The organism is Demequina litorisediminis (assembly GCF_030161615.1).
GTDB classification, from domain to species: domain Bacteria; phylum Actinomycetota; class Actinomycetes; order Actinomycetales; family Demequinaceae; genus Demequina; species Demequina litorisediminis.
The window spans coordinates 491,085-510,537 of the sequence record NZ_BSUN01000001.1 but is presented as its reverse complement, the minus strand read 5'-3'; the positions used below and the strand labels follow the sequence as shown (position 1 = coordinate 510,537).

General features: G+C 69.3%; 15 protein-coding genes and 7 pseudogenes. 19 read left to right on the top strand and 3 right to left on the bottom strand.

All coding sequences use genetic code 11. The features are described from left to right. Positions 1-242: 242 nt before the first annotated feature. The 5 genes and pseudogenes from QQK48_RS21120 to QQK48_RS03095 all read left to right on the top strand — a co-directional run. Positions 243-596 (top strand): annotated as a pseudogene (locus QQK48_RS21120) (prealbumin-like fold domain-containing protein); the annotation flags it as partial. Between the two features lies 1 nt (position 597). Continuing rightward, positions 598-1,647 carry an SdrD B-like domain-containing protein gene (locus QQK48_RS03110; RefSeq protein WP_284327445.1) on the top strand — a complete coding sequence of 350 codons (1,050 nt, stop codon included), beginning with the start codon at positions 598-600 and terminating at the stop codon, positions 1,645-1,647. A 133-nt stretch (positions 1,648-1,780) separates the two neighbouring features. Continuing rightward, positions 1,781-2,239, top strand: coding sequence for an AMP-binding protein (locus QQK48_RS03105; RefSeq protein WP_284327444.1), 459 nt, complete (start codon positions 1,781-1,783; stop codon positions 2,237-2,239). Beyond that, positions 2,236-3,606 carry an AMP-dependent synthetase/ligase gene (locus QQK48_RS03100; protein ID WP_284327443.1) on the top strand — a complete coding sequence of 457 codons (1,371 nt, stop codon included), beginning with the start codon at positions 2,236-2,238 and terminating at the stop codon, positions 3,604-3,606. Before QQK48_RS03105 ends, QQK48_RS03100 begins: the two co-directional genes overlap by 4 nt. Further along, a pseudogene (locus QQK48_RS03095) lies at positions 3,603-4,421 on the top strand (SDR family NAD(P)-dependent oxidoreductase). Before QQK48_RS03100 ends, QQK48_RS03095 begins: the two are co-directional and overlap by 4 nt. Positions 4,422-4,501: 80 nt before the next feature. Here QQK48_RS03095 and QQK48_RS03090 read toward each other — a convergent pair. Next, positions 4,502-4,669 (bottom strand): hypothetical protein, encoded by a 168-nt coding sequence (locus QQK48_RS03090; protein WP_284327442.1) that lies wholly within the window; start codon positions 4,667-4,669, stop codon positions 4,502-4,504. A 112-nt stretch (positions 4,670-4,781) separates the two neighbouring features. On the opposite strand from QQK48_RS03090, the pseudogene QQK48_RS03085 reads away from it, so the two are divergent. From QQK48_RS03085 to QQK48_RS03065, 5 genes and pseudogenes are all read left to right on the top strand, one after another. After that, a pseudogene (locus QQK48_RS03085) lies at positions 4,782-5,620 on the top strand (amino acid ABC transporter substrate-binding protein). Next, positions 5,620-6,291: an amino acid ABC transporter permease gene (locus QQK48_RS03080; RefSeq protein ID WP_284327441.1), complete on the top strand. Its 672-nt coding sequence runs from the start codon at positions 5,620-5,622 to the stop codon at positions 6,289-6,291. Before QQK48_RS03085 ends, QQK48_RS03080 begins: the two are co-directional and overlap by 1 nt. Beyond that, positions 6,272-7,068, top strand: a pseudogene (locus QQK48_RS03075) (amino acid ABC transporter ATP-binding protein). The gene QQK48_RS03080 and the pseudogene QQK48_RS03075 overlap by 20 nt, the downstream one beginning before the upstream one ends. 154 nt (positions 7,069-7,222) lie before the next feature. After that, positions 7,223-7,660: a YbhB/YbcL family Raf kinase inhibitor-like protein gene (locus QQK48_RS03070; protein ID WP_348523743.1), complete on the top strand. Its 438-nt coding sequence runs from the start codon at positions 7,223-7,225 to the stop codon at positions 7,658-7,660. A 9-nt stretch (positions 7,661-7,669) separates the two neighbouring features. Next, positions 7,670-8,626, top strand: a complete 957-nt coding sequence (locus QQK48_RS03065) for an alpha/beta fold hydrolase (RefSeq protein WP_284327440.1) — start codon at positions 7,670-7,672, stop codon at positions 8,624-8,626. Here the strand turns inward: QQK48_RS03065 and QQK48_RS03060 are convergent. Together QQK48_RS03060 and QQK48_RS03055 are read right to left on the bottom strand one after the other, a co-directional pair. After that, complete coding sequence (locus QQK48_RS03060; RefSeq protein WP_284327439.1) at positions 8,623-9,099, bottom strand: dihydrofolate reductase family protein; 477 nt, start codon at positions 9,097-9,099, stop codon at positions 8,623-8,625. The genes QQK48_RS03065 and QQK48_RS03060 overlap by 4 nt on opposite strands. Before the next feature lie 132 nt (positions 9,100-9,231). After that, positions 9,232-9,807 (bottom strand): HNH endonuclease, encoded by a 576-nt coding sequence (locus tag QQK48_RS03055; RefSeq protein WP_284327438.1) that lies wholly within the window; start codon positions 9,805-9,807, stop codon positions 9,232-9,234. Between the two features lie 398 nt (positions 9,808-10,205). Here QQK48_RS03055 and QQK48_RS03050 point away from each other — a divergent pair, with 398 nt between their 5' ends. The 9 genes and pseudogenes from QQK48_RS03050 (at position 10,206) to QQK48_RS03010 (ending at position 19,453) form a co-directional block, all read left to right on the top strand. After that, positions 10,206-10,871 carry an NADPH-dependent F420 reductase gene (locus tag QQK48_RS03050; protein WP_348523419.1) on the top strand — a complete coding sequence of 222 codons (666 nt, stop codon included), beginning with the start codon at positions 10,206-10,208 and terminating at the stop codon, positions 10,869-10,871. A gap of 112 nt (positions 10,872-10,983) precedes the next feature. Further along, the gene (locus tag QQK48_RS03045) at positions 10,984-11,433 is read left to right on the top strand and encodes a hypothetical protein (protein ID WP_284327436.1); all 450 of its coding nucleotides are present in this window, start codon (positions 10,984-10,986) and stop codon (positions 11,431-11,433) included. A gap of 292 nt (positions 11,434-11,725) precedes the next feature. Then, positions 11,726-13,399, top strand: a pseudogene (kdpA, locus tag QQK48_RS03040) (potassium-transporting ATPase subunit KdpA). After that, a pseudogene (gene kdpB / locus QQK48_RS03035) lies at positions 13,396-15,539 on the top strand (potassium-transporting ATPase subunit KdpB). Before kdpA ends, kdpB begins: the two co-directional pseudogenes overlap by 4 nt. 23 nt (positions 15,540-15,562) lie before the next feature. Next, positions 15,563-16,210, top strand: coding sequence for a potassium-transporting ATPase subunit KdpC (gene kdpC, locus QQK48_RS03030; RefSeq protein ID WP_284327435.1), 648 nt, complete (start codon positions 15,563-15,565; stop codon positions 16,208-16,210). A gap of 106 nt (positions 16,211-16,316) precedes the next feature. Next, the gene (locus QQK48_RS03025; protein ID WP_284327434.1) at positions 16,317-16,892 is read left to right on the top strand and encodes a histidine kinase; all 576 of its coding nucleotides are present in this window, start codon (positions 16,317-16,319) and stop codon (positions 16,890-16,892) included. Then, on the top strand, positions 16,783-18,504 hold the full coding sequence (locus QQK48_RS03020) for a DUF4118 domain-containing protein (RefSeq protein ID WP_284329289.1): 1,722 nt from the start codon (positions 16,783-16,785) through the stop codon (positions 18,502-18,504). Before QQK48_RS03025 ends, QQK48_RS03020 begins: the two co-directional genes overlap by 110 nt. Beyond that, complete coding sequence (locus tag QQK48_RS03015) at positions 18,395-18,757, top strand: sensor histidine kinase (protein ID WP_284327433.1); 363 nt, start codon at positions 18,395-18,397, stop codon at positions 18,755-18,757. The genes QQK48_RS03020 and QQK48_RS03015 overlap by 110 nt, the downstream gene beginning before the upstream one ends. Then, positions 18,754-19,453 (top strand): annotated as a pseudogene (locus QQK48_RS03010) (response regulator transcription factor). Before QQK48_RS03015 ends, QQK48_RS03010 begins: the two are co-directional and overlap by 4 nt.

Genomic DNA, 19,453 nt, shown 5'->3' with positions numbered 1-19,453 from the left:
CGTGTCGATGGGAGGCAACATCGACGCGACGTGGGTCGCGGCCGACCGCACCGTGCGCATCGAACAGCGTGCCGGCACCACGCTCCCCGCGGGAGCAACCGTGGCGGCGAACTTCATGGTCACCATCGATGACTACTCGGAGGACGTGGGTATCACCAACACCATCGGCAACGCCTCGGCCACGGTGACTCCGTCGGACGGTTACCCGATCATGGTCCTCAAGAAGGACTCGCAGCGGCCCGATGCGGTCATCACCGACCGTGACGCGCGCTTCACGGTCACGGGACCCGGTGGTGCGGTCATCACCGATGAGGCGTATGTGGTCGACGGCAAGGCTCGTTGTCGCCGGTGCGGACGGCTCGGATGCGGCCATCGTCATTCCGGCCGATCCCGCGACTCCGCTCGACCCTCCGGCCGGTACCTACACGGTCACCGAGACCACCGCTCCCGCTGGCTACGCGCTTGCCGCTTCGCCCGTGCAGGTGGTGCTGGATGCCGCGGGCGCGTCGCGTGCCGTGACGTTGTTCAACGATCCGCTGCCGTTGCTCGCCATCGGTGACTATGTGTGGATCGATGCGAACGCCGATGGCATTCAGGATGACGATGAGGACCCCCTCGCGGGCGTCACCGTCGAGCCTGCTGGACGCGGCCACCGGCAAGGTGCTGAAGACCACGACCACGAACAGCGAGGGCCGCTACCTCTTCGACCTGCTCGAGGCAGGGGAGTACCGCGTGAAGTTCACCCTCACCCCGGCCCAGGCGGCGATCTACACGCTGACCCAGGCGGACGTGGGAGCAAACGACCGCGTGGACTCCGACGCCGCACGGGCGACCGGAGAGACGGGTGTCATCTCGCTGACCTCGACGAGCCCGGCGCTCGTCTCGGCCGCCTCGTACACGCACGGCGATGTCCAGGCGCTGCTCGGCATCGACCCCACCTGGGACGCAGGAGTCGTGCTGCGCCCCGGCGAGGTAAGCGTGGGTGACTTCGTGTGGCTCGACGAGAACAAGGACGGCAGGCAGGACGCGGGCGAACCCGGCATCCCCGGGGTCGTCTTGGTCCTCACGGGGCCCGACGGTCAGCCTGTGACCGATGTCGATGGACGTCTGGTGACGCCCCAGACCACCGATGCCAACGGTCGCTACTTGTTCACGGCGCTGCCGGTGCTCGACCCGGGTCAGTCGTACACCGTGAGCATCGACCGTACGGCCTCGGAGCGCGTGCTGCGGCTGTTCTCGATCACCCTTGCGCAGCAGGGTGATCGAGAGGGCGACTCGTCCTCCTGGACCGCATCCTCCGAGGGGCTCACCGTCGCCGGTGAGAGCGACCTGACGCTCGACTTCGGGTTCGTGCGCACCACGGTGCCCGACCCGGACGTGACGACGGTCCCCACCCCCGAGCCCGAGCCGTCGACGCCGGCGTCGCCGGATCCCTCGCCCACGCCGTCGGTCACGCCAACCCCTGGCGCCACCACTCCCATGCCGGACCCCTCAGGTGACGAGGGCACAGAATCCTCGGGAGGTGACGCAGGTGGCGATGGTGGCCTGTCGTCCACCGGACCCGAGTTCTGGCTCACCGTCATCGGCGCCGCGGCGCTCCTGACGGCGGGGGCTGTGCTGGTCGTCGCGCGGGCGCGGCGGGGCTGACGCATCAAGGCCGCCGGGGTGGTGGACCGTCCCTCACGTCCACCATCCCGGCGGGTCTCAGTATTGCCGCAGAATCATCCTCAGGTAGGACCTACGTCGCCGTAACTTACGCCTGCGTAGGTTAGGCTGAAGCATGCCTGAGAACGAGATGATCGCCCCCGGTCTTGCGACCGTCGACGACCGCTTCCACCTCGCCGCCATGCTGGCGGCCCGCGCGACCACCCGGCCCACCGGAGCGTTCGCCGAGGTGAAGGACGCGGACGGCGCCTGGCGCACTGTGACGCTCGGCGACTTCCACTCCCGCGTGCGAGCCGTGGCCAAGGGCCTCGTGGCATCCGGCGTTGCCCCTGGCGATCGCGTGGGCGTCATGGGCGACACCAGCATCGAGTGGTCAGTGCTGGACTTCGCGATCCTCACCGCAGGCGGCGTGACCGTCCCCATCTATCCGTCGAGCCTCGTCCTCGCAGTGCGAATGGATCCTCGACGATGCGACCGTCAAGGTGGTCGGGGTCGAGACGGAGCTCAACCGCGATCTCCTCGCGGACCTCGAAGAGGCCCCGGTGCTCTTCTCCCTCACGGACGAGGGGCTTGACCAGCCTGGTCGCCATCGGCGCCGAGGTTTCCGACGCCGACCTCGATGCGCGCACCGAGGACGTGCGCCTCGACGACCTCGCGTCCATCATCTACACCTCGGGCACCACCGGCAGGCCCAAGGGCGCCATGCTGACCCACCGCAACCTGGTGGAGCACTCCGCCAACATCCGCCTGGACCCCGACTTCGGCGGCTTCGTGGCCGGTCAGACCCGCGTCCTGCTGTTCCTGCCGCTCGCGCACGTGTTCGCGCGGCTCGCCATGGTCCTCGCCCTCTACAGCGGCTCGGTCATCGGCTACACGGCCAACCACAAGACGCTCGTCGACGACCTCGCACAGTTCAAGCCCACCTGGATGCCCCTGGTGCCGCGCGTGTTCGAGACCATCTACAACCGTGCCGACACGTCGATGCACGGCATCAAGAAGGTGCTGTTCCGCTGGTCCGCCAAGGTGGCCCGCGAGATGTCGCGTGCCCAGGAGGCAGGCGGCCCCGCCACGGGGCTCAAGGCACGCTACGCGATCGCCGACCGGCTGGTGCTGGGCAAGATTCGCGCTCTCCTCGGAGGTCACCTCGAATACGTCCTGGCGGGTGGAGCGAAGCTCACCCCCAACATCGGCCACTACTTCCGTGGCCTCGGACTGACCGTCATGCAGGGCTATGGGCTCACCGAGACCACCGCCGCCGTGATCGGCACGCCCGAGAAGAACCAGGTCATGGGCACGGTGGGTCGCCCCATCGCAGGCTGCGCCATCAAGGTGGACGCCGACGGCGAGATTCTCGCCAAGGGTGTCGGGCTCTTCGCGGGGTATTGGAATGCGGCCGATGCGACGGCACAGGTCATGCACGACGGCTGGTTCGCCACGGGTGACCTTGGCGAGGTGGTCGACGGCAACGTGATCATCACCGGTCGCAAGAAGGAACTGCTGGTGTTGTCGTCGGGCAAGAACATCCAGCCCGCCGTCCTCGAGGACTTCCTGCGCTCGCACCCCGCGATCCAGGACTCCGTGGTGGTGGGCGATGGCCGCCACTTCGTGTCCGCGATGGTGACGCTTGACCCCGTCCTGCTGCCGGCGTGGCTCGCGGCGCATGATCTGCCCGAGATGGACCTGGAGACGGCGTCCGTCAACGAGAAGGTGCGCGAGGCTCATTGGCCGCGCCATCGCCGCCGCCAACGAGCAGGTGTCGCGCGCGGAGGCGATCAAGGAGTTCCGCATCCTCCCGCGCGAGTTCACCGAGGCCCGCGAAGAGGTGACGGCGTCGCTGAAGATCCGCCGCGCCGTGGTCATGGAGCACTTCGCGGACGTGGTCGAGTCGATCTACGCCAAGAAGAAGCACGCCTGACGGCTCGTTCGTTGACCCCACCATGAAGACCATCGTCATCACGGGAGCCAGCGACGGCATCGGCGCCGCGGCCGCGCACGAACTGTCGCGCCGCAAGCATCGCGTCATCATCGTGGGGCGTGACGCGGCGAAGACCGCCGCCGTGGCGCAGCGCCTCGGCGTCGAGTCCCACGTGGCCGACTTTTCCGACCTCGCACAGGTCTCGGCGCTCGCGTCCGCCCTGCTGGCGCGGCACGAACGCATCGACGTGCTGGCCAACAACGCGGGCGGCGTGATGGGGGAGCGGTCGCTCACCGGTGACGGCTTCGAGAAGACGTTCCAGGTCAACCACCTGGCCCCGTTTCTCCTGACACGGGAGCCTGATGCCCGCGCTGGTGGCGGCGCGCGCGACCGTCATCCAGACGTCCAGCGTTGCCGCACGGCTCTATGCGCGTTTCGACATCGACGACCTCCAGGGCGAGCGCGACTACTCGGCGATGAAGGCGTACGGCAACGCCAAACTCGCCAACATTCTGTTCACCGAGGAACTCCCGCGGCGCCACGGCGAGGACCTCGCGCCCGTCGCATTCCACCCCGGAGTCGTCGGCACCAACTTCGCGGCGGACTCGCGCGGTGCCATGCGGCTGATGTACCACACGCCGCTATCGAAGGTGCTGACCAAGACCCCGCAGCAGGGCGCCGATCGCTCGTGTGGCTCGCCACCGCGACGCCCCGCGCGGGCTTCGAGCCCGGCGGCTACTACGTCAACCGGGCGCTGGCGAAGCGTGTCAATCCGCTGGTGGGCGACGCGACTGTCGCCGCCCAACTGTGGGACCGCTCGGAAGCGCTGCTCGCGTCATAGGGCCCTTCTGCCAGGGGTGATGGTCTCGGTGGAATTTTCGGGCCCCGAAGCGTGGTTGAATCGCCATATGAACGCCCCCTTCACGACACGATGTCCATGCCCGCGCGCCGCGCGATGAGCATGTCGTGTTGTCGCGGCGTCATGATGCGCTCCTGCTGACCGGAACTCGACCACCGAGCCCCCGTCGCCTGAGCCCGGCCGCCCGGCGTTTCCCGCCGCATCGGCCATCCGTCGTCGCCTGACGACACCGGCGTCTCGCCACTCCTGACACCCCGTCATCCGCACGCCGTCGGCGTGCGTCCGGCGTGCCATGCCACCCGCATCGGACCGCCGATTTACCCCCTTACCGAAGGAAAACCGATGAACCTCCGTCACGCCCTGCCCGTCACGCTCGTCGCTTCGACGCTGCTGCTTGCCGCCTGCTCTGCCGACGCGGACGCCGAGCCCAGCGGCGACGCCTCGGCCGCCGCTGGTACCGACACGTCGCTGACCGACGTGCAGGACGCAGGCGTCCTCGTGGTGGGCACTGAAGGCACCTACCGTCCGTTCACGTTCCACGCCGACGGCGCGGGAGACCTCACGGGCTACGACGTCGAGGTGGCGCGCGCCGTCGCCGACGAACTGGGCGTCGAGGTCGAGTTCCAGGAGACCCAGTGGGACGCGCTCCTCACGGGCCTCGAGGCCGGCCGCTTCGACGCGGTGTTCAACCAGGTGGGCATCACCCCCGAGCGCGAAGGCACGTACACGTTCTCGACGCCGTACACCTTCTCGAACGGCGTGCTCGTCACCACTGAGGACAACACCGAGATCACGTCGTTCGACGACCTCGAGGGCCGCACCCTCGCGCAGTCGCTGACCTCGGCGTTCGGCCAGCAGGCCAAGGACGCTGGCGCCAAGATCGAGGCCGTCGAGGGCTGGGCCCAGTCGGTGGAGCCTGCTTCAGCAGGGCCGAGTCGAGGCCACGATCAACGACAAGCCTGACCTGGCTCGACTACGTGACCACCAACGGTGAGAACGGCCTGAAGGTCGCGGCGGAGACCGACGACTACTCGCGAAGCGCCGTGGCGCTCGCGGGCGGCGACCAGGCCCTCGCCGACGCGATCTCGGACGCGCTCGCCACGCTCGCCGAGGACGGCACGCTCGCCGAGATCTCGAACGAGTTCTTCGGAGCCGACGTCTCGGTGGAGCCCGCCGCCTGATGACCATCGACTGGCCCTTGTTCTGGGACTCCGTGGGGCCGCTCGCGGCCGCCGCCATCGCAGGCACCATTCCGCTCGCGCTCGTCTCGTTCGCGCTCGGCATGGTGCTGGCCGTGGCGGCGGCCCTGGCCCGGCTGTCCCGCAACCGCCTCATCGCCGGGGTGGCGCGTCTGTATATCTCCGTGATCCGCGGCACCCCGCTGTTGGTGCACCTGTTCGTGGTGTTCTACGGGCTGCCGTCGCTGGGCCTCACCATCGACCCGTGGCCATCGGCCATTATCGCGTTGTCGCTCAACGTGGGTGGCTACGCGGCCGAGGTGGTGCGCGCGGCGATCCTGTCGGTGGACAAGGGCCAGTGGGAGGCCGCCTACATGGTGGGCATGCCGCGCCGCACGGCCCTGCGCAGGGTCATCCTGCCGCAGGCCGCGCGCGTGGCAACGCCGCCGCTGTCGAACACCTTCATCTCCTTGGTGAAGGACACCTCTCTGACCTCGCTGATCCTGGTGAGCGAGATGTTCCGCAAGTCGCAGGAGATCGCGGCCTTCACCCAGGAGTTCATGTTGCTGTATGTCGAGGCGGGCCTGCTGTACTGGGTCATCTGCCTCGCGCTGTCGACGGGCCAGAGCGCCATGGAAAGGAGGCTCGACCGCCATGTCGCCGTCGCCCGCTAACACCCCCGCGGAACCCTTGTTGTCCGTCTCCGCCGTCTCCAAGGCGTTCGGCGACCACCAAGTGCTGCGCGCCGTCGACCTTGAGGTCGCGCGCGGCGAGGTGGTCGCGATCATCGGCGCGTCCGGCTCCGGGAAGACGACGCTGCTGCGCAGCCTCAACGGCCTCGAGACGCCCGATGCCGGGGTCGTCACCGCAGGCGGCGTCGCCGTGGACTTCGGTGCGCTCGCCGCGGCCAAGCCCGCGCTGGCGGACCGCCAGCGCGCTGCGCTGCGCGACAAGTCGGCGATGGTGTTCCAGCACTATCACCTGTTCCCGCATCGGACCGTCCTGCAGAACGTGACCGAGGGCCCCATCGTGGTTCAGAAGCGGCCACGCGAGGAGGCCGAGCGTGAGGCGTATGCGCTGCTGAAGCGCGTGGGCCTTTCCGACAAGGCCGATGCCTACCCGCATCGCCTGTCGGGTGGCCAGCAGCAGCGCGTGGGCATCGTCCGGGCGCTCGCGCTGAAGCCCGAGCCTGCTGCTGTTCGACGAGCCCACGTCCGCCCTCGATCCGGAACTCGTCGGCGATGTGTTGCTGCTCATGCGCGACCTTGCCGCGGAGGGATGGACCATGGTCGTGGTCACGCACGAACTCCAATTCGCACGCGAGGTTGCCACGCAGGTGGCCTTCCTGGACGCGGGCAGCGTGCTGGAGATCGGTCCGCCACCAGGTACTCGGTGAGCCGCGCGAGGAGCGCACGCGGCAGTTTGTCCGCAGGCTCACGCACCCGATGTAAGTGGCAGTCGCCGCGGCGCCGGCGGCGATGCCCCCAGTGGGCGCTGATGGTGCCCTCCCGCCCTTCCGCGCGTCCTGGTGGACACCCACGGTGGAATCCTCGCCGCACCCCAGACGTTGCCCACTCAAGGCAACCGAAGGAGTGACGATGCAGCCTGAAGGACCTGTCCCTGACCAGCCCCGACATCACCGACGGAGAGCGGATCGACGACCGCTTCGCTGGCCAAGACGACGCTGAGACTCCCCGCATGGTCGTTACGGGGATCCCCGAGGGCACCGTGGAACTGGTGCTCATTTGCCACGATCCCGATGCGCCGCTGCCCGCGGGCTTCACCCACTGGACGCTCTACGGCATCCCCGCCGTCGAGGGCGAGATCGATGTGACGGCGGCACGCTCTGGCCCGAACGACGATGGGGGAGTGGGCTACGTGGGCCCCTTCCCGCCCGCGGGTCACGGCGACCACCGCTACTACTTCTGGGTCTACGCGTTAGGTGCTCCGGTCGACGGCGAGCCCACGCGCTCGGGCTTCCTTCACCACAGCGCCGATGCGGTCATCGAGCAGGCGCGCCTGACAGGGACCTACTCGGCGTAGGGGATCGCCGTGGCCAGGGTGCGAAACAGCGGCCGTTACGTGGCGGCAGAGCGGGCCATGTGGGCCGCCCGAGGCATCGCGGGGACTGAGCACCGCGTGCCCCATGCCGGCGGCGGTGCCGTGAGAGTGCTGGAGCATGGCGCGGGGCGCGACGTGGTGTTCGTCCATGGTTCGCCGTCGGCGGGCGGAATGTTCGCGCCGCTGGTCCAGCAGATGCGCGGCGTCCGCGCCCTGGTGGTAGACCGACCTGGGTGCGGGGCGAGCGACCCGCTCGACTGGGGTGGTGACGCGGCCGCGTTGCGCGCGCACGCCTCGGGGTTCCTTGCGGCGACCATCGAGGCGCTCGCGGACGGGCCGGTCGACCTGGTGGGAAGTTCCGCGGGCGCGATGCCCGTGCTGCTGCTTGCGGCCTCGCGGCCCGACCTGGTGCGGTCGGTCACGCTCGAGGGTGCACCTGCCGTCCGGGGCATGCGGCTGCCCTGGCACATGCGGGCGGCCACCGTTGCTCCGGTCGCGGCGCTCGTGGGGCGCTTCCCCGTGCGGGAGCGGGACTTGCGCAGGTCGCTGCGGATCATCGGCCACGGACCGGCCCTCTCACGTGGCGGTCTGGGGCCAGAGGACTTCGCGTGGCGTGTCGCGCTCGCCCGTGACACGGAGACCTATGCGAACGACCTCGCCCTGATGCGTGCGGTGGCCTCGTGGCGCGGCCTTCGCCGTGGCTGGGCCGTGGGCTCCACGGACCTGGCGCGGCTCCAGACGCCGGTGTTGTGGGTCATCGGCGATCGAGACCCTTTTGCGTCCCAGGCGCGGGTGCGGGACTGGGCTTCTGGTGTGCCATCGAGCACGGTGTGTGTGAGGCACGGGGAGGGGCATATGCCCTGGATTGACGCCCCCGAGGACCATGCGCGGCTGCTGGAGCGGTGGTGGGCGACGGTGCCGGTGGTGGTGAAGGCGAAGGCTGCCTAAGCGACGTCGTAGATCAGCGTCACCTGGCCGGTCTCCAGGGGAGTGGCGGACACGAGATTGAGGTGCCGGCGGGCGAAGTCGAGATCCCAGAGCGGAATCCCTTGGCCGATGGCCACCGGAGCGACGCGGAGTCTCACCTCGTCGATGCGGCCGGCCTCCATGAGAGTGCTCGCCAACTGAAGGCTTCCCCACACGATGATGTCGCGCGCGTAGGTCGCCTTGAGGCGGTCCGCAGTGGCGATGGGGTCTCCAGGCTCGAGGGTCGCGGCGGTGTGCTCACCCCACGGTGCCTCGGGCAAGGTCGACGACACGATGTGCTTGGGCAGGCGGTTGATGGGCTCCGCCAGAGGGTCGGCCGATGCGGTAGGCCAGTACGCGATGAAGAGCCGATACGTGGTGGCGCCCAGCACGATCGCGTCCGCGTGCTCCAACTCGCCGAGTGCTTGCTCCACCATGGGGCCCGGCTCAGACACCGAGCCTATCGACCCAATCGAGGCTCACCGTTCGGCCCCGCAGCGAAGCCATCGGCGGTCACATGCTGTTCGACGATGAGACGTCCCATACTTCGCAGGGTACGTCTGGCGCGCGGAAGGCGCGCGAGGTGCCTAGCCGGAGGTGTCGAGGAACGCCTTGAAGCGTGCTGAGAGACGGTCACGGTCCGGCAGATCCCTCGTCGACTGCGGGAGCGTAATGCGAGTTCCATGCATTTCTTGGAGGCCGTGCTTGAGCATGGGTCCATCTATCTCCTCGAGCAGGGCCGCGTTGATGTGGATGCGGTAGTCGGCGCTGACGCCGAGAAAGTTCTGGTCGTAGGCAGCGTGATGGATCTTGCACATTGCCATGCCATTGGTGACGGTAGCGTCGCCCGCGGCGTCTGAATCTGCAGTGATGTGGGCCGCGTCGAGCAGTTCTCCGTGCTTGAAGCGGCACACCGTGCACTGCGTCTCATATGCGCGCATCACCATGGCGCGGAACGCCGGTTGGTGCACACGCCGCTTGGCGATGTACTCGGCCCACTCTCGTTCCACGCTGGACTGTTCGTGGTCGGCGAAGCCCGAGAGTTCCTCGAGGCTGATGAGGACCTGTGAGCGGTCCAGGTCCACGTGCGCGACTCGCGCGGGGTAGACGGCCTGGTAGACATTGGGGCGGAGCCTTGCGAAACAACACGATAGGAACGCCAAGGCGGTGCGCCTCGATCAGTTTCCGATTGTCGCCACCGGTGCCACCTGCGCGGAAGTCGTACCGCCAGATCCCTGGCGCAACCTGCTCGTCCGAGTAGGGGCCATCGGCTGAGGAGACGACGCTCAGAGTCGCGTCGAGCCTGCTTAGGGTTCCTGATGCCCCTTGAGTAGTCGATGAGGGGAAGCGGTTGACCGTCCACAGTGAAATCAAGCAACTCGCGTCGGTCGACCAGAGTGGAGGACGGCATAGTTCGGGTGAGGCTCGTCGAACACGCGGCTGCGCAACGAGGCGCTCGCAAGCGATTCCATGTGCGCAGGCTTGCCGCAAATCACGGGCGCAAGCCTAGCCCGTGCCCGCCACCGGAATACGCACGAGCCCCCGCCACGTTGACCCTGCCATGACGACTCTGGGCATCATCGGTGCGGGCAACATCGGCGTGAACGTCGCGAAGGCTGCGATCGCGGCCGGGCATCGGGTGGTGATTGCCAACTCCCGTGGGCCCGAGACGCTCGGCGACGTCATCGCGGAACTCGGGCCCGCGCATGCGCGCGCCGCGACCGTGGAGCAGGCGGCCGCCGCCGGTGACATCGTCCTCGTGGCGATCCCGCTCAGTGCGATCGATGACCTGCCTACCGAGCCGTTGCGCGGCACCATCGTCCTGGATGCGAACAACTATTACCCGGGCCGTGACGGACGCATCGCGTCGCTCGACAGCAACGTCTCGACCACCAGCCAACTGCTCCAGAAGCACCTGCCCCAGTCGCACGTGGTCAAGGCGTTCAACCACATCAACGCCAAGGACATACCGGCACACGCCACCCCGGCGGGCACCCCCGATCGCCGCGCGCTCGCGGTCTTCGGTGACGACCCGTCGTCCAAGCACGTGGCCGCTGCGTTCATCAACTCGGTGGGCTACGACGTGGTGGACCTCGGTCGCCTTAAGGACAACCTGGCGCCTGGAGCGCGACACCCCCGGATATGGCCGACGCATGACCGCCGACGAACTGCGAGACATCGCCGCCCACACCACTCGCGTCAAGCAGCAGTAGCGCGCCGGCCGTAAGATCCCCACCAGCGGTACCGGTGCCGCCGCGACACCGACGCTTCCGGGGGATGCGATGTCAGGACGACTCATGACTCCGCGCATGTGCGTGGTTTATGGAACCGCCGCCACCATGGTCGGTGTGTTCATCATCGGCGCGCTCATCCCGATGCGTGCCAGTAACGCAACTGCCGAGGTTCCCGCCGACGTTGCCACCAGTGTCGTTGATGGCGGGTTCGACGCACTGGGTGGGCTCCTGCTCGTCAACCCGCTCTTCATGGTGGCCGCAGTTCTCCGGTTTTTCGCCCACGACCGGTGGTCCTCGAAGCGCGGGCATGGCCGCGTGCTGATCGCGGTCGCGGCGACGGCGGAAGTGCTGTGGATGGGGCTCCTGCTCACCTGTGTGTGGAGCGCGACCACGCCCGTGTTGGACGCCGGCATGATGTGGGTCGTCTACGCCCTCCTCGTGTTCCTCGGCGCCATCGTGTCGTTGGTGATGCTCGTGGTCGCGCTGATCGTGAAGCCACGGCGGACCGATGCCCCGGCGGCCACACCTGACGCGCCTCCCGCCTTCTTCGCATAGCGACACCAGGGCCATCGCCCCCACGCTCGTCAAGACCCCGTCAGCGTTGCCGTACGCCCCGTCAAGGAACCGTTAACGCGCCTGGTTGGCGCCGGATCCCGCGAGTAGACCGGGAGCCGTGAACGATCTCATCTACATCGCCCTCACGGTCGCCGCCTTCGGCCTCCTCGCGCTGCTGATCCGGCGAGGCGCCAAGTGACCGCCGCGGACCTCGCCTTCGTCGCGGCCCTTGCCGCGGCCGCCGTCTACGTGATCGCGCTCATGCTGCGCGACGCGTCGGGACGGTGACGCGATGAACACCTCGACCGACGTGCTCGCAGCGGTGGGCCAAGCGGGCATCCTCATCGCGCTCCTCGCCCTCGCCCACGCCCCCTCGGCGGCTACATGGCGCGCGTCTACTCGTCGCCCAAGGACTGGCGCATCGAGTCCGCGTGGTACCGCGTCCTGCGCATCGACGCCCACACCGACCAGCGCTGGCGGACCTACGCCATGCAGGTGCTCGGATTCTCCGGTGTGTCCGTCCTCGCCCTCTACGCGCTCGGCCGGCTCCAGGCGCACCTGCCATGGAACCTCGGCTTCACCGGCCTCGACCCCGCGGGAGCCTGGAACACCGCCGTCGCCTTCACCACCAACACCAACTGGCAGTGGTACTCCGGAGAGGCCGCCACCGGCCACCTGCTGCAGATGGCCGGATTCGCGGTCCAGAACTTCGTGTCCGCCGCGGTGGGACTCGCGGTCGCCGTCGCCCTCATTCGCGGGTTCGCCCGCTCCGGCACCGATGGCCGCATCGGCAACTTCTGGGCAGACCTCACCCGCGGCGTGGTGCGCATCCTGCTGCCCCTGTCCATGGTGGCGGCCATCGTGCTCGTCGCCCAGGGCGTCATCCAGAACCTCGACCCTCACTCCGCAATGTCGACGCTTCAGGGCGGCACGCAGACCGCGCTCGGCGGCCCCGTCGCGTCGCAGGAAGCGATCAAGGAGCTCGGCACCAACGGAGGCGGCTTCTTCAACGCCAACTCCGCCCACCCGTACGAGAACCCCACCCACCTGACCAACCTGTTCGAGATCTTCCTCCTGCTGCTCATCCCCTCGGCGCTGCCGCGCACCTTCGGCATCATGGTCGGCGACCGTCGCCAGGGCTGGGCCATCCTCGGCGCCATGGCGACCATCTGGGTCGGCGCGCTCGTGCTCACCACGTGGGCGGAGATGGCCGGTCCCGGCACCGCGCCACAGGCTTGCGGGTGCCGCCATGGAGGGCAAGGAGGGGCGCTTCGGCACGGCCGCCAGCGCGCTCTTCGCGGTCTCCACCACGGCGACGTCCACGGGCGCCGTCAACTCCATGCACGATTCCTTCACGGCCCCCGGTGGCGCCGTGCTCATGGTCGACATGCTGCTCGGTGAGGTGGCCCCCGGCGGGGTGGGCGCAGGCCTCTACGGCATGCTCATCATCGCCATCCTCGCCGTCTTCGTCGCGGGTCTCATGGTGGGGCGCACCCCCGAATACCTGGGCAAGAAGATCGGTCAGGGCGAGATGACGCTCGTGGCGATGTACATCCTGACCACCCCCGCGATCGTCCTCACCGGTGCGGCCCTCGCGGTCTCCGTCGACGCCGGCGTGGCCGGCATCCAGGAGGACGGGCCGCACGGGCTGTCCGAGGTGCTGTACGCGTTCGCGTCCGCTGGCAACAACAACGGTTCCGCTTTCGCGGGACTTGCGACCGGCACGGGCTTCTACAACACCGCGCTCGGCGTCGCCATGCTGCTCGGGCGCTTCGTGCCGATCCTCATCGTGCTTGCCCTGGCGGGACGCCTGTCCTCTCAACGCACGGTACCCACGTCGGCAGGCACCCTGCCCACGCATCGGCCGCTCTTTGTGGGCCTCGTCGCCGCCGTCGCGGTGGTCGTTGTGGGGCTCACGTTCCTTCCCGTCCTGTCCCTCGGTCCCCTCGCGGAGGCGCTGTCATGACCACCACCCTTTCTCCGGCCGATGCCCCGGCAGCCGCCGCACCCACGGCACCCTCACGCGGACTCTCGTGGACCCAGGTGCGCGCCGCCCTGCCGGGAGCCGCACGCGGCCTCGACCCCCGCAAGTTGTGGCGCTCGCCCGTCCTCCTGATCGTCGAGGCGGGCGCCGCGCTGACCACGGTGCTCGCCGTCGTCCAGCCCAGTGTGTTCGGCTGGCTGGTCACGGTGTGGTTATGGGCCACCGCCTTCTTCGCGGCCCTCGCCGAGGCGATCGCCGAGGCGCGTGGCAAGGCGCAGGCGGCATCACTGCGCGCCACCCAGCAGCACACCGTCGCCCACCTGTTGACCGCCGATGCGGACCTCGACCGTCCCGAGTCGTGGTCACCCGTCGAGGTCCCCTCGGGCGACCTCACCGTAGGGTCGCTCGTGGTGGTCGAGGCGGGTCAGGTCATTCCCGGCGACGGCGACGTGGTGGCGGGCATCGCGTCAGTCGACGAGTCCGCCATCACTGGTGAATCGGCGCCCGTGATCCGCGAATCCGGCGGCGATCGCTGCGCCGTCACCGGCGGCACCGTGGTGCTGTCGGATCGCATCGTGGTGCGCATCACCGCCCGTCCCGGCGACGGCTTCGTGGACCGCATGATCGCCCTCGTGGAGGGCTCGGAACGGCGCCGCACTCCCAACGAGATCGCCCTCGGACTCTTGCTGAGGCTCGCTGACGGTGGTGTTCCTGCTGGCCGTCGCCACGCTGCAGGCATTCGCCGTGTTCAGCGATGCTCGCCAGGACATCGTGGTGCTCGTCGCGCTGCTCGTGTGCCTCATCCCCACCACAATCGGCGCGCTGCTATCCGCGATCGGCATCGCGGGCATGGACCGGCTGGTCCAGCGCAACGTGCTGGCGACCTCGGGCCGCGCCGTCGAGGCCGCTGGTGATGTGGACGTCCTGCTGCTCGACAAGACGGGCACCATCACCTTCGGTAATCGCCGCGCCAGCGACCTCATCCCCGCGCCGGGGGTGACGCAGGCCGATCTCGCGAACGCCGCCCGCCTCGCGTCCCTCGCGGACGACACCCCGGAGGGGCGTTCCATCGTGGAACTCGTGGACGCACGCCCCGATGCCGATACCTCGTCGCTTCCCGCGCACGCCACGCTCGTGGAGTTCTCGGCGCACACGCGGATGTCGGGCATCGACATCCCCGCGGGCCATGCGGAGCGCGCCATCGTGCTGCGCAAGGGCGCGGCGAGCGCCGTGCAGGCCTGGATCGACGCCACCCGCGGTGACGCGGACGCTCACCTCGCCGAGGCATCGGCCGTCGACCAGGCCGTGGCCGATGCGGTGGCCGCGGTCTCGCGTGAAGGCGGGACGCCGCTCGTGATCGCCAGGCAGGTGGGGGACGGCGTTGCCACGGCGCTCGGCGTGATCCACCTCAAGGACGTGGTCAAGCCCGGCATGCGCGAGCGGTTCGACCGGCTGCGCGCGATGGGCATCCGCACCGTGATGGTGACGGGCGACAACGCGATCACGGCACGCGCCATCGCCGCCGAGGCGGGGGTCGACGACGTGCTCGCCGAGGCCACCCCGGAGGACAAGCTCGCGCTCATCAAGCGGGAGCAGGCCGGCGGCCGCCTGGTCGCGATGGCAGGCGACGGCACCAACGACGCCCCCGCCCTCGCGCAGGCAGACGTGGGCGTGGCGATGGCCTCCGGCACGTCCGCGGCGAAGGAAGCCGGCAACATGGTGGACCTCGACTCGGATCCCACCAAGGCTCATCGAGATCGTGGAGATCGGCAAGCAGTTGCTCATCACCAGGGGAGCGCTGACCACGTTCTCGGTCTCGAACGATGTCGCGAAGTACTTCGCGATCCTGCCGGCGATGTTCGCGCCCCTGATTCCCGGACTCGACGCGCTCAACATCATGGGGCTCAGTAGCCCGGATACGGCGATCGCATCGGCCGTGATCTTCAACGCGCTCATCATCGTGGCGCTCGTGCCCCTCGCCCTCAAGGGCGTGAAGTATCGCCCGTCGAGCGCATCCGCGCTCCTCGCCCGCAACCTGTGGATCTACGGCATCGGCGGCCTCATCGCCCCGTTCCTCGGGATCAAGGTCATCGACATGATCCTCACCGTCCTGGGCCTCTGACCGCCCGCCCTTAAGGAAATCGCATGCACTCCATCCGACTCACCACCTCCACCTCACTGCGTGCACTCGTGCGCGCCTCGGGCACGGGTCTCAAGATGCTTGCCGCGTTCACCGTGGTGTGCGGGGTCGCGTACCCGCTCCTGATCACCGGCGTCGCCAAGGTCGCTTTCCCGTGGCAAGCGGCGGGCTCGCTCGTCACGGCCACGGGCGAGCACACCACGGACCGCGCTGAGGCCGCGGGTTCCGCCCTCATCGGCCAGGCCTTCGAGGGCGACGAGTGGTTTCAGTCCCGGCCCTCCGCGGCGGGCGACGGGTACGACACGCTCGCCTCCGGCGGCTCCAACTTGGGGCCCGAGAGCCCCGACCTCGTCGCCACCATCACCGAGCGCCGCGCCCAGGTGGCGCAGCGCGAAGGCGTCGACGTCTCCGAGGTCCCGGCCGATGCCGTGACGGCGTCCGGGTCCGGCCTCGACGGGTCCATTAGCCCCGCCTACGCCGCGCTTCAGGTGCCGCGCGTGGCCCAGGAACGGGGACTCACGGAGGACGCGGTCTCCGCGCTTGTCGAGGACGCGACTCAGGAGCGGACGCTCGGCGTGCTGGGAGACCCCTACGTCGACGTACTCGCCCTAAACACGTCCCTCGAGCAGGCGGCGCCCACGGACACAATGTGACCATGACCGTTGCTGCTGCAGTGACGCCGCTTCCGACTCGCCGTCGACGCGAGGACGCCTCACCGTCTACCTGGGCGCCGCCCCGGGCGTCGGCAAGACGTTCGCGATGCTCGATGAGGCGGAGCGGCGTCGGCTGCGCGGCACCGACGTGGTGATCGGCCTGGTCGAGACCCACGGCCGCGCCGCTACCGAGGAGAAGATCGGAGACCTCGAGGTCATCCCGCGCCGCGTCTTCGCGCACCGCGGCGTCACGCTGGCCGACCTCGACGTCGATGCCGTCATCGCCCGGGCGCCCGATGTGGCGCTCGTGGACGAGTTGGCTCACACCAACGCGCCAGGAGCGGTCCGTCCCAAGCGCTGGCAGGACGTCATGGTGCTCCTCGACGCAGGCATCGACGTCGTGACCACCGTCAACGTGCAGCACCTCGCGTCGCTCGTGGACGATGTCCAGGCCATCACGGGCGTGCGCCAGCGCGAGACGGTCCCGGATCAGGTGGTGCGCGAGGCCGATCAGATCCAGGCTCGTCGACCTGTCGCCGCAGCAACTGAGGAGGCGTCTCGCGCACGGCAACATCTACCGGGCGGACCAGGTGGATGCCTCGCTCGGCAAGTACTTCCGCGAGGGCAACCTCACGGCGCTGCGGGAACTCGCGCTGCTGTGGCTCGCCGACAGGGTGGATGACGCGCTCACGCGGTACCGCGCCGACCATGAGATCGACGCGACGTGGCCGGCACGCGAGCGCATCGTGGTCGCCGTGACCGGCGGCGACGAGAGCGAGGGCCTGATTCGCCGCGCGGCCCGCATCGCGCAGCGCTCCGCCGGTGCCGAGTTGGTGGCCGTGCATGTGCTCCCCACCGATGGATTGCCCGCGGCGCCGCCCGCCGCCATCGCCGCCCAGCGTGTGCTCATCGAGTCCTTGGGCGGCACGTTTCATACCGTCGCAGGCGAGGACGTCGCGGCCGCCGTCGTGGACTTCGCGCGCGGCGTCAACGCCACCATGATCGTGGTGGGCGTGTCGCGTCACTCGCGCTGGCGTCAGGCCTTCACCGGCTCCTCGGCCGATGCGATCGCCCGGCTATCCGGAGCCATCGACGTTCACCTCGTGACACATGAACATGCGGGCGTGGGGGTGCACGCTCCGTCTCGCACATCCTCGATGTCGCGCGGGCGCAGGGTGGCAGGCTGGGTCGCGGCCATCGTGGCGCCCATCGTCGTGGCATGGGTGGCCGATCACGGCGCGGCGGGAAACGATGACCTGTCCGCGGCGCTGATGCTGCAGGCGGCCGTGGTGGTGGGCGTGGCTCTCATCGGAGGGCTGTGGTCCGCGCTCGTCGCGGCGGTGTTGTCGTTCGTCGCCCTCAACCTCATGCACACGGAGCCCACGGGCCGGCTGGTGATCGACCAGCCGAGCGACGTGCTGGCGCTCATCGTGTTCGTCGTGGTGGCCGCGGCCGTCGCCTCCGTGGTCGACCTCGCATCACGCCGCACCGCGCAGGCGTACCGGGCCCGAGCGGAGGCCTCGACCCTGGCCGCGCTGTCGCGCTCCGTGCTCTCGGGAGAGGACACCGCAGATGCGATCGTGAGCCGCCTGCGAGAGGTCTTCGTCCTCGACCAGGTGCGCCTCGAGGAGCGAGCCAGCGCACGCGGCCCCTGGAAGGTCCTCGCGGCCGACGGCGCCGACGGCCACCACCGCGATCCGGCCGTGGTGGACATCGACGAACTCCATCGCATGGTGCTGTGCGGACGCACCCTCGCCGGAAGCGATCGCGAGGTCGCCGAGGCCTTCGGAAGCCAGATGCGCATCGTCCTGGAGCATCGGCGCCTGAGGCAGGAGGCCGAGGCCGCGCGCAAACTCGAGGCCTCCGAACGCACCAGAAACGCGCTGCTCGCCGCCGTGTCGCACGACCTGCGCACGCCGCTGGCGGCGATCCGTGCGGCGGTGGACGGGCTCGCCTCCGGCATTCGCCTCGACGACGACGACCGAGCCGCGCTGACGTCCACCATTCAGGATGGCACGGGCAGGCTCGAGCGCCTCATCGACAACCTGCTCGACCTCTCTCGCCTCCAGGCCGGCGTGATTCATGCCCGGCTGCGGCCCAGGCTCGCTGGAGGAGGTGGTGCCCGCCGCCGTGGAACCGTGGCACGCCTTCGTGAGGATGTCGCTGCCAGAGGACCTGCCGCTGGTGTCCACCGACCCGGGCCTCCTGGAACGCGTGGTCGAAAACCTCGTGTCCAACGCGGTACGACACACTCCCGCGGGCACGCCGGTGCTCGTGTCCGCCGCCGCCGATGACGCCGAGGTCGTGATCCGCGTGGCGGACTCGGGGCCAGGCGTACCGCAGTCTCGCAAGGAGGCCATGTTTGAGGCCTTTCAGCGCCTCGACGGTGGCGCCGATGGTGGCGTGGGCCTCGGACTGGCCGTCGCCGATGGCCTGGCACGAACTGTCGGTGCGCAGGTGGTGGCGGAGGACACGCCGGGCGGTGGCCTCACGATGGTGGTCACGGTGCCGCGGGTTCGCGAGGATCGAGAGGTGAGCCAGGCATGAGCGACGGACAGGGCAACCGGGTCCTCGTCGTCGACGACGATGAGGGCCTTGCTCGCGCGCTCGCGATCAACCTGCGGGCCCACGGCTGGGAGGTGACCACGGCGGCGACCGGCGCGCACGCGCTTGACGCCGCCGCATCGTCACGGCCAGATGTGGTGGTGCTCGACCTGGGGCTTCCCGACATGTCGGGGCTCGACGTGCTGGCAGGCATTCGCGGATGGAGTCGCGTGCCGATCGTGGTGCTCTCGGCGCGCCAGATGAACGAGGACAAGATCGATGCGCTCGACGCGGGTGCCGATGACTACGTCACCAAGCCCTTCGCGATGAACGAGTTGCTGGCGCGCCTGCGCGCCGCGGTGCGACGCGCCCAACCGGCCGATGCCGAGGAGGATTCCGCCGTGGTCGAGGCCGGTGCGCTGCGCATCGACCTGGCGCGCCGCACGGTGGCGCGCCACGGTGACGAGGTTCGCTTGACGCCCACGGAATGGGCGCTGCTGGAGGTGCTGGTGCGCCACCGCGGCCGCATGGTGGGGCGTGCCCAGTTGCTCCACGAGGTCTGGGGGCCGGGCTACGACGCCGAAACCAACTACCTGCGCGTGTACACGGCGCAACTGCGACGCAAGGCTCGAGGACGATCCTGGGGCGCCGGTGCACCTCCACACGCATCCGGGCGCCGGGTATCGCTTCGAGGTGTGA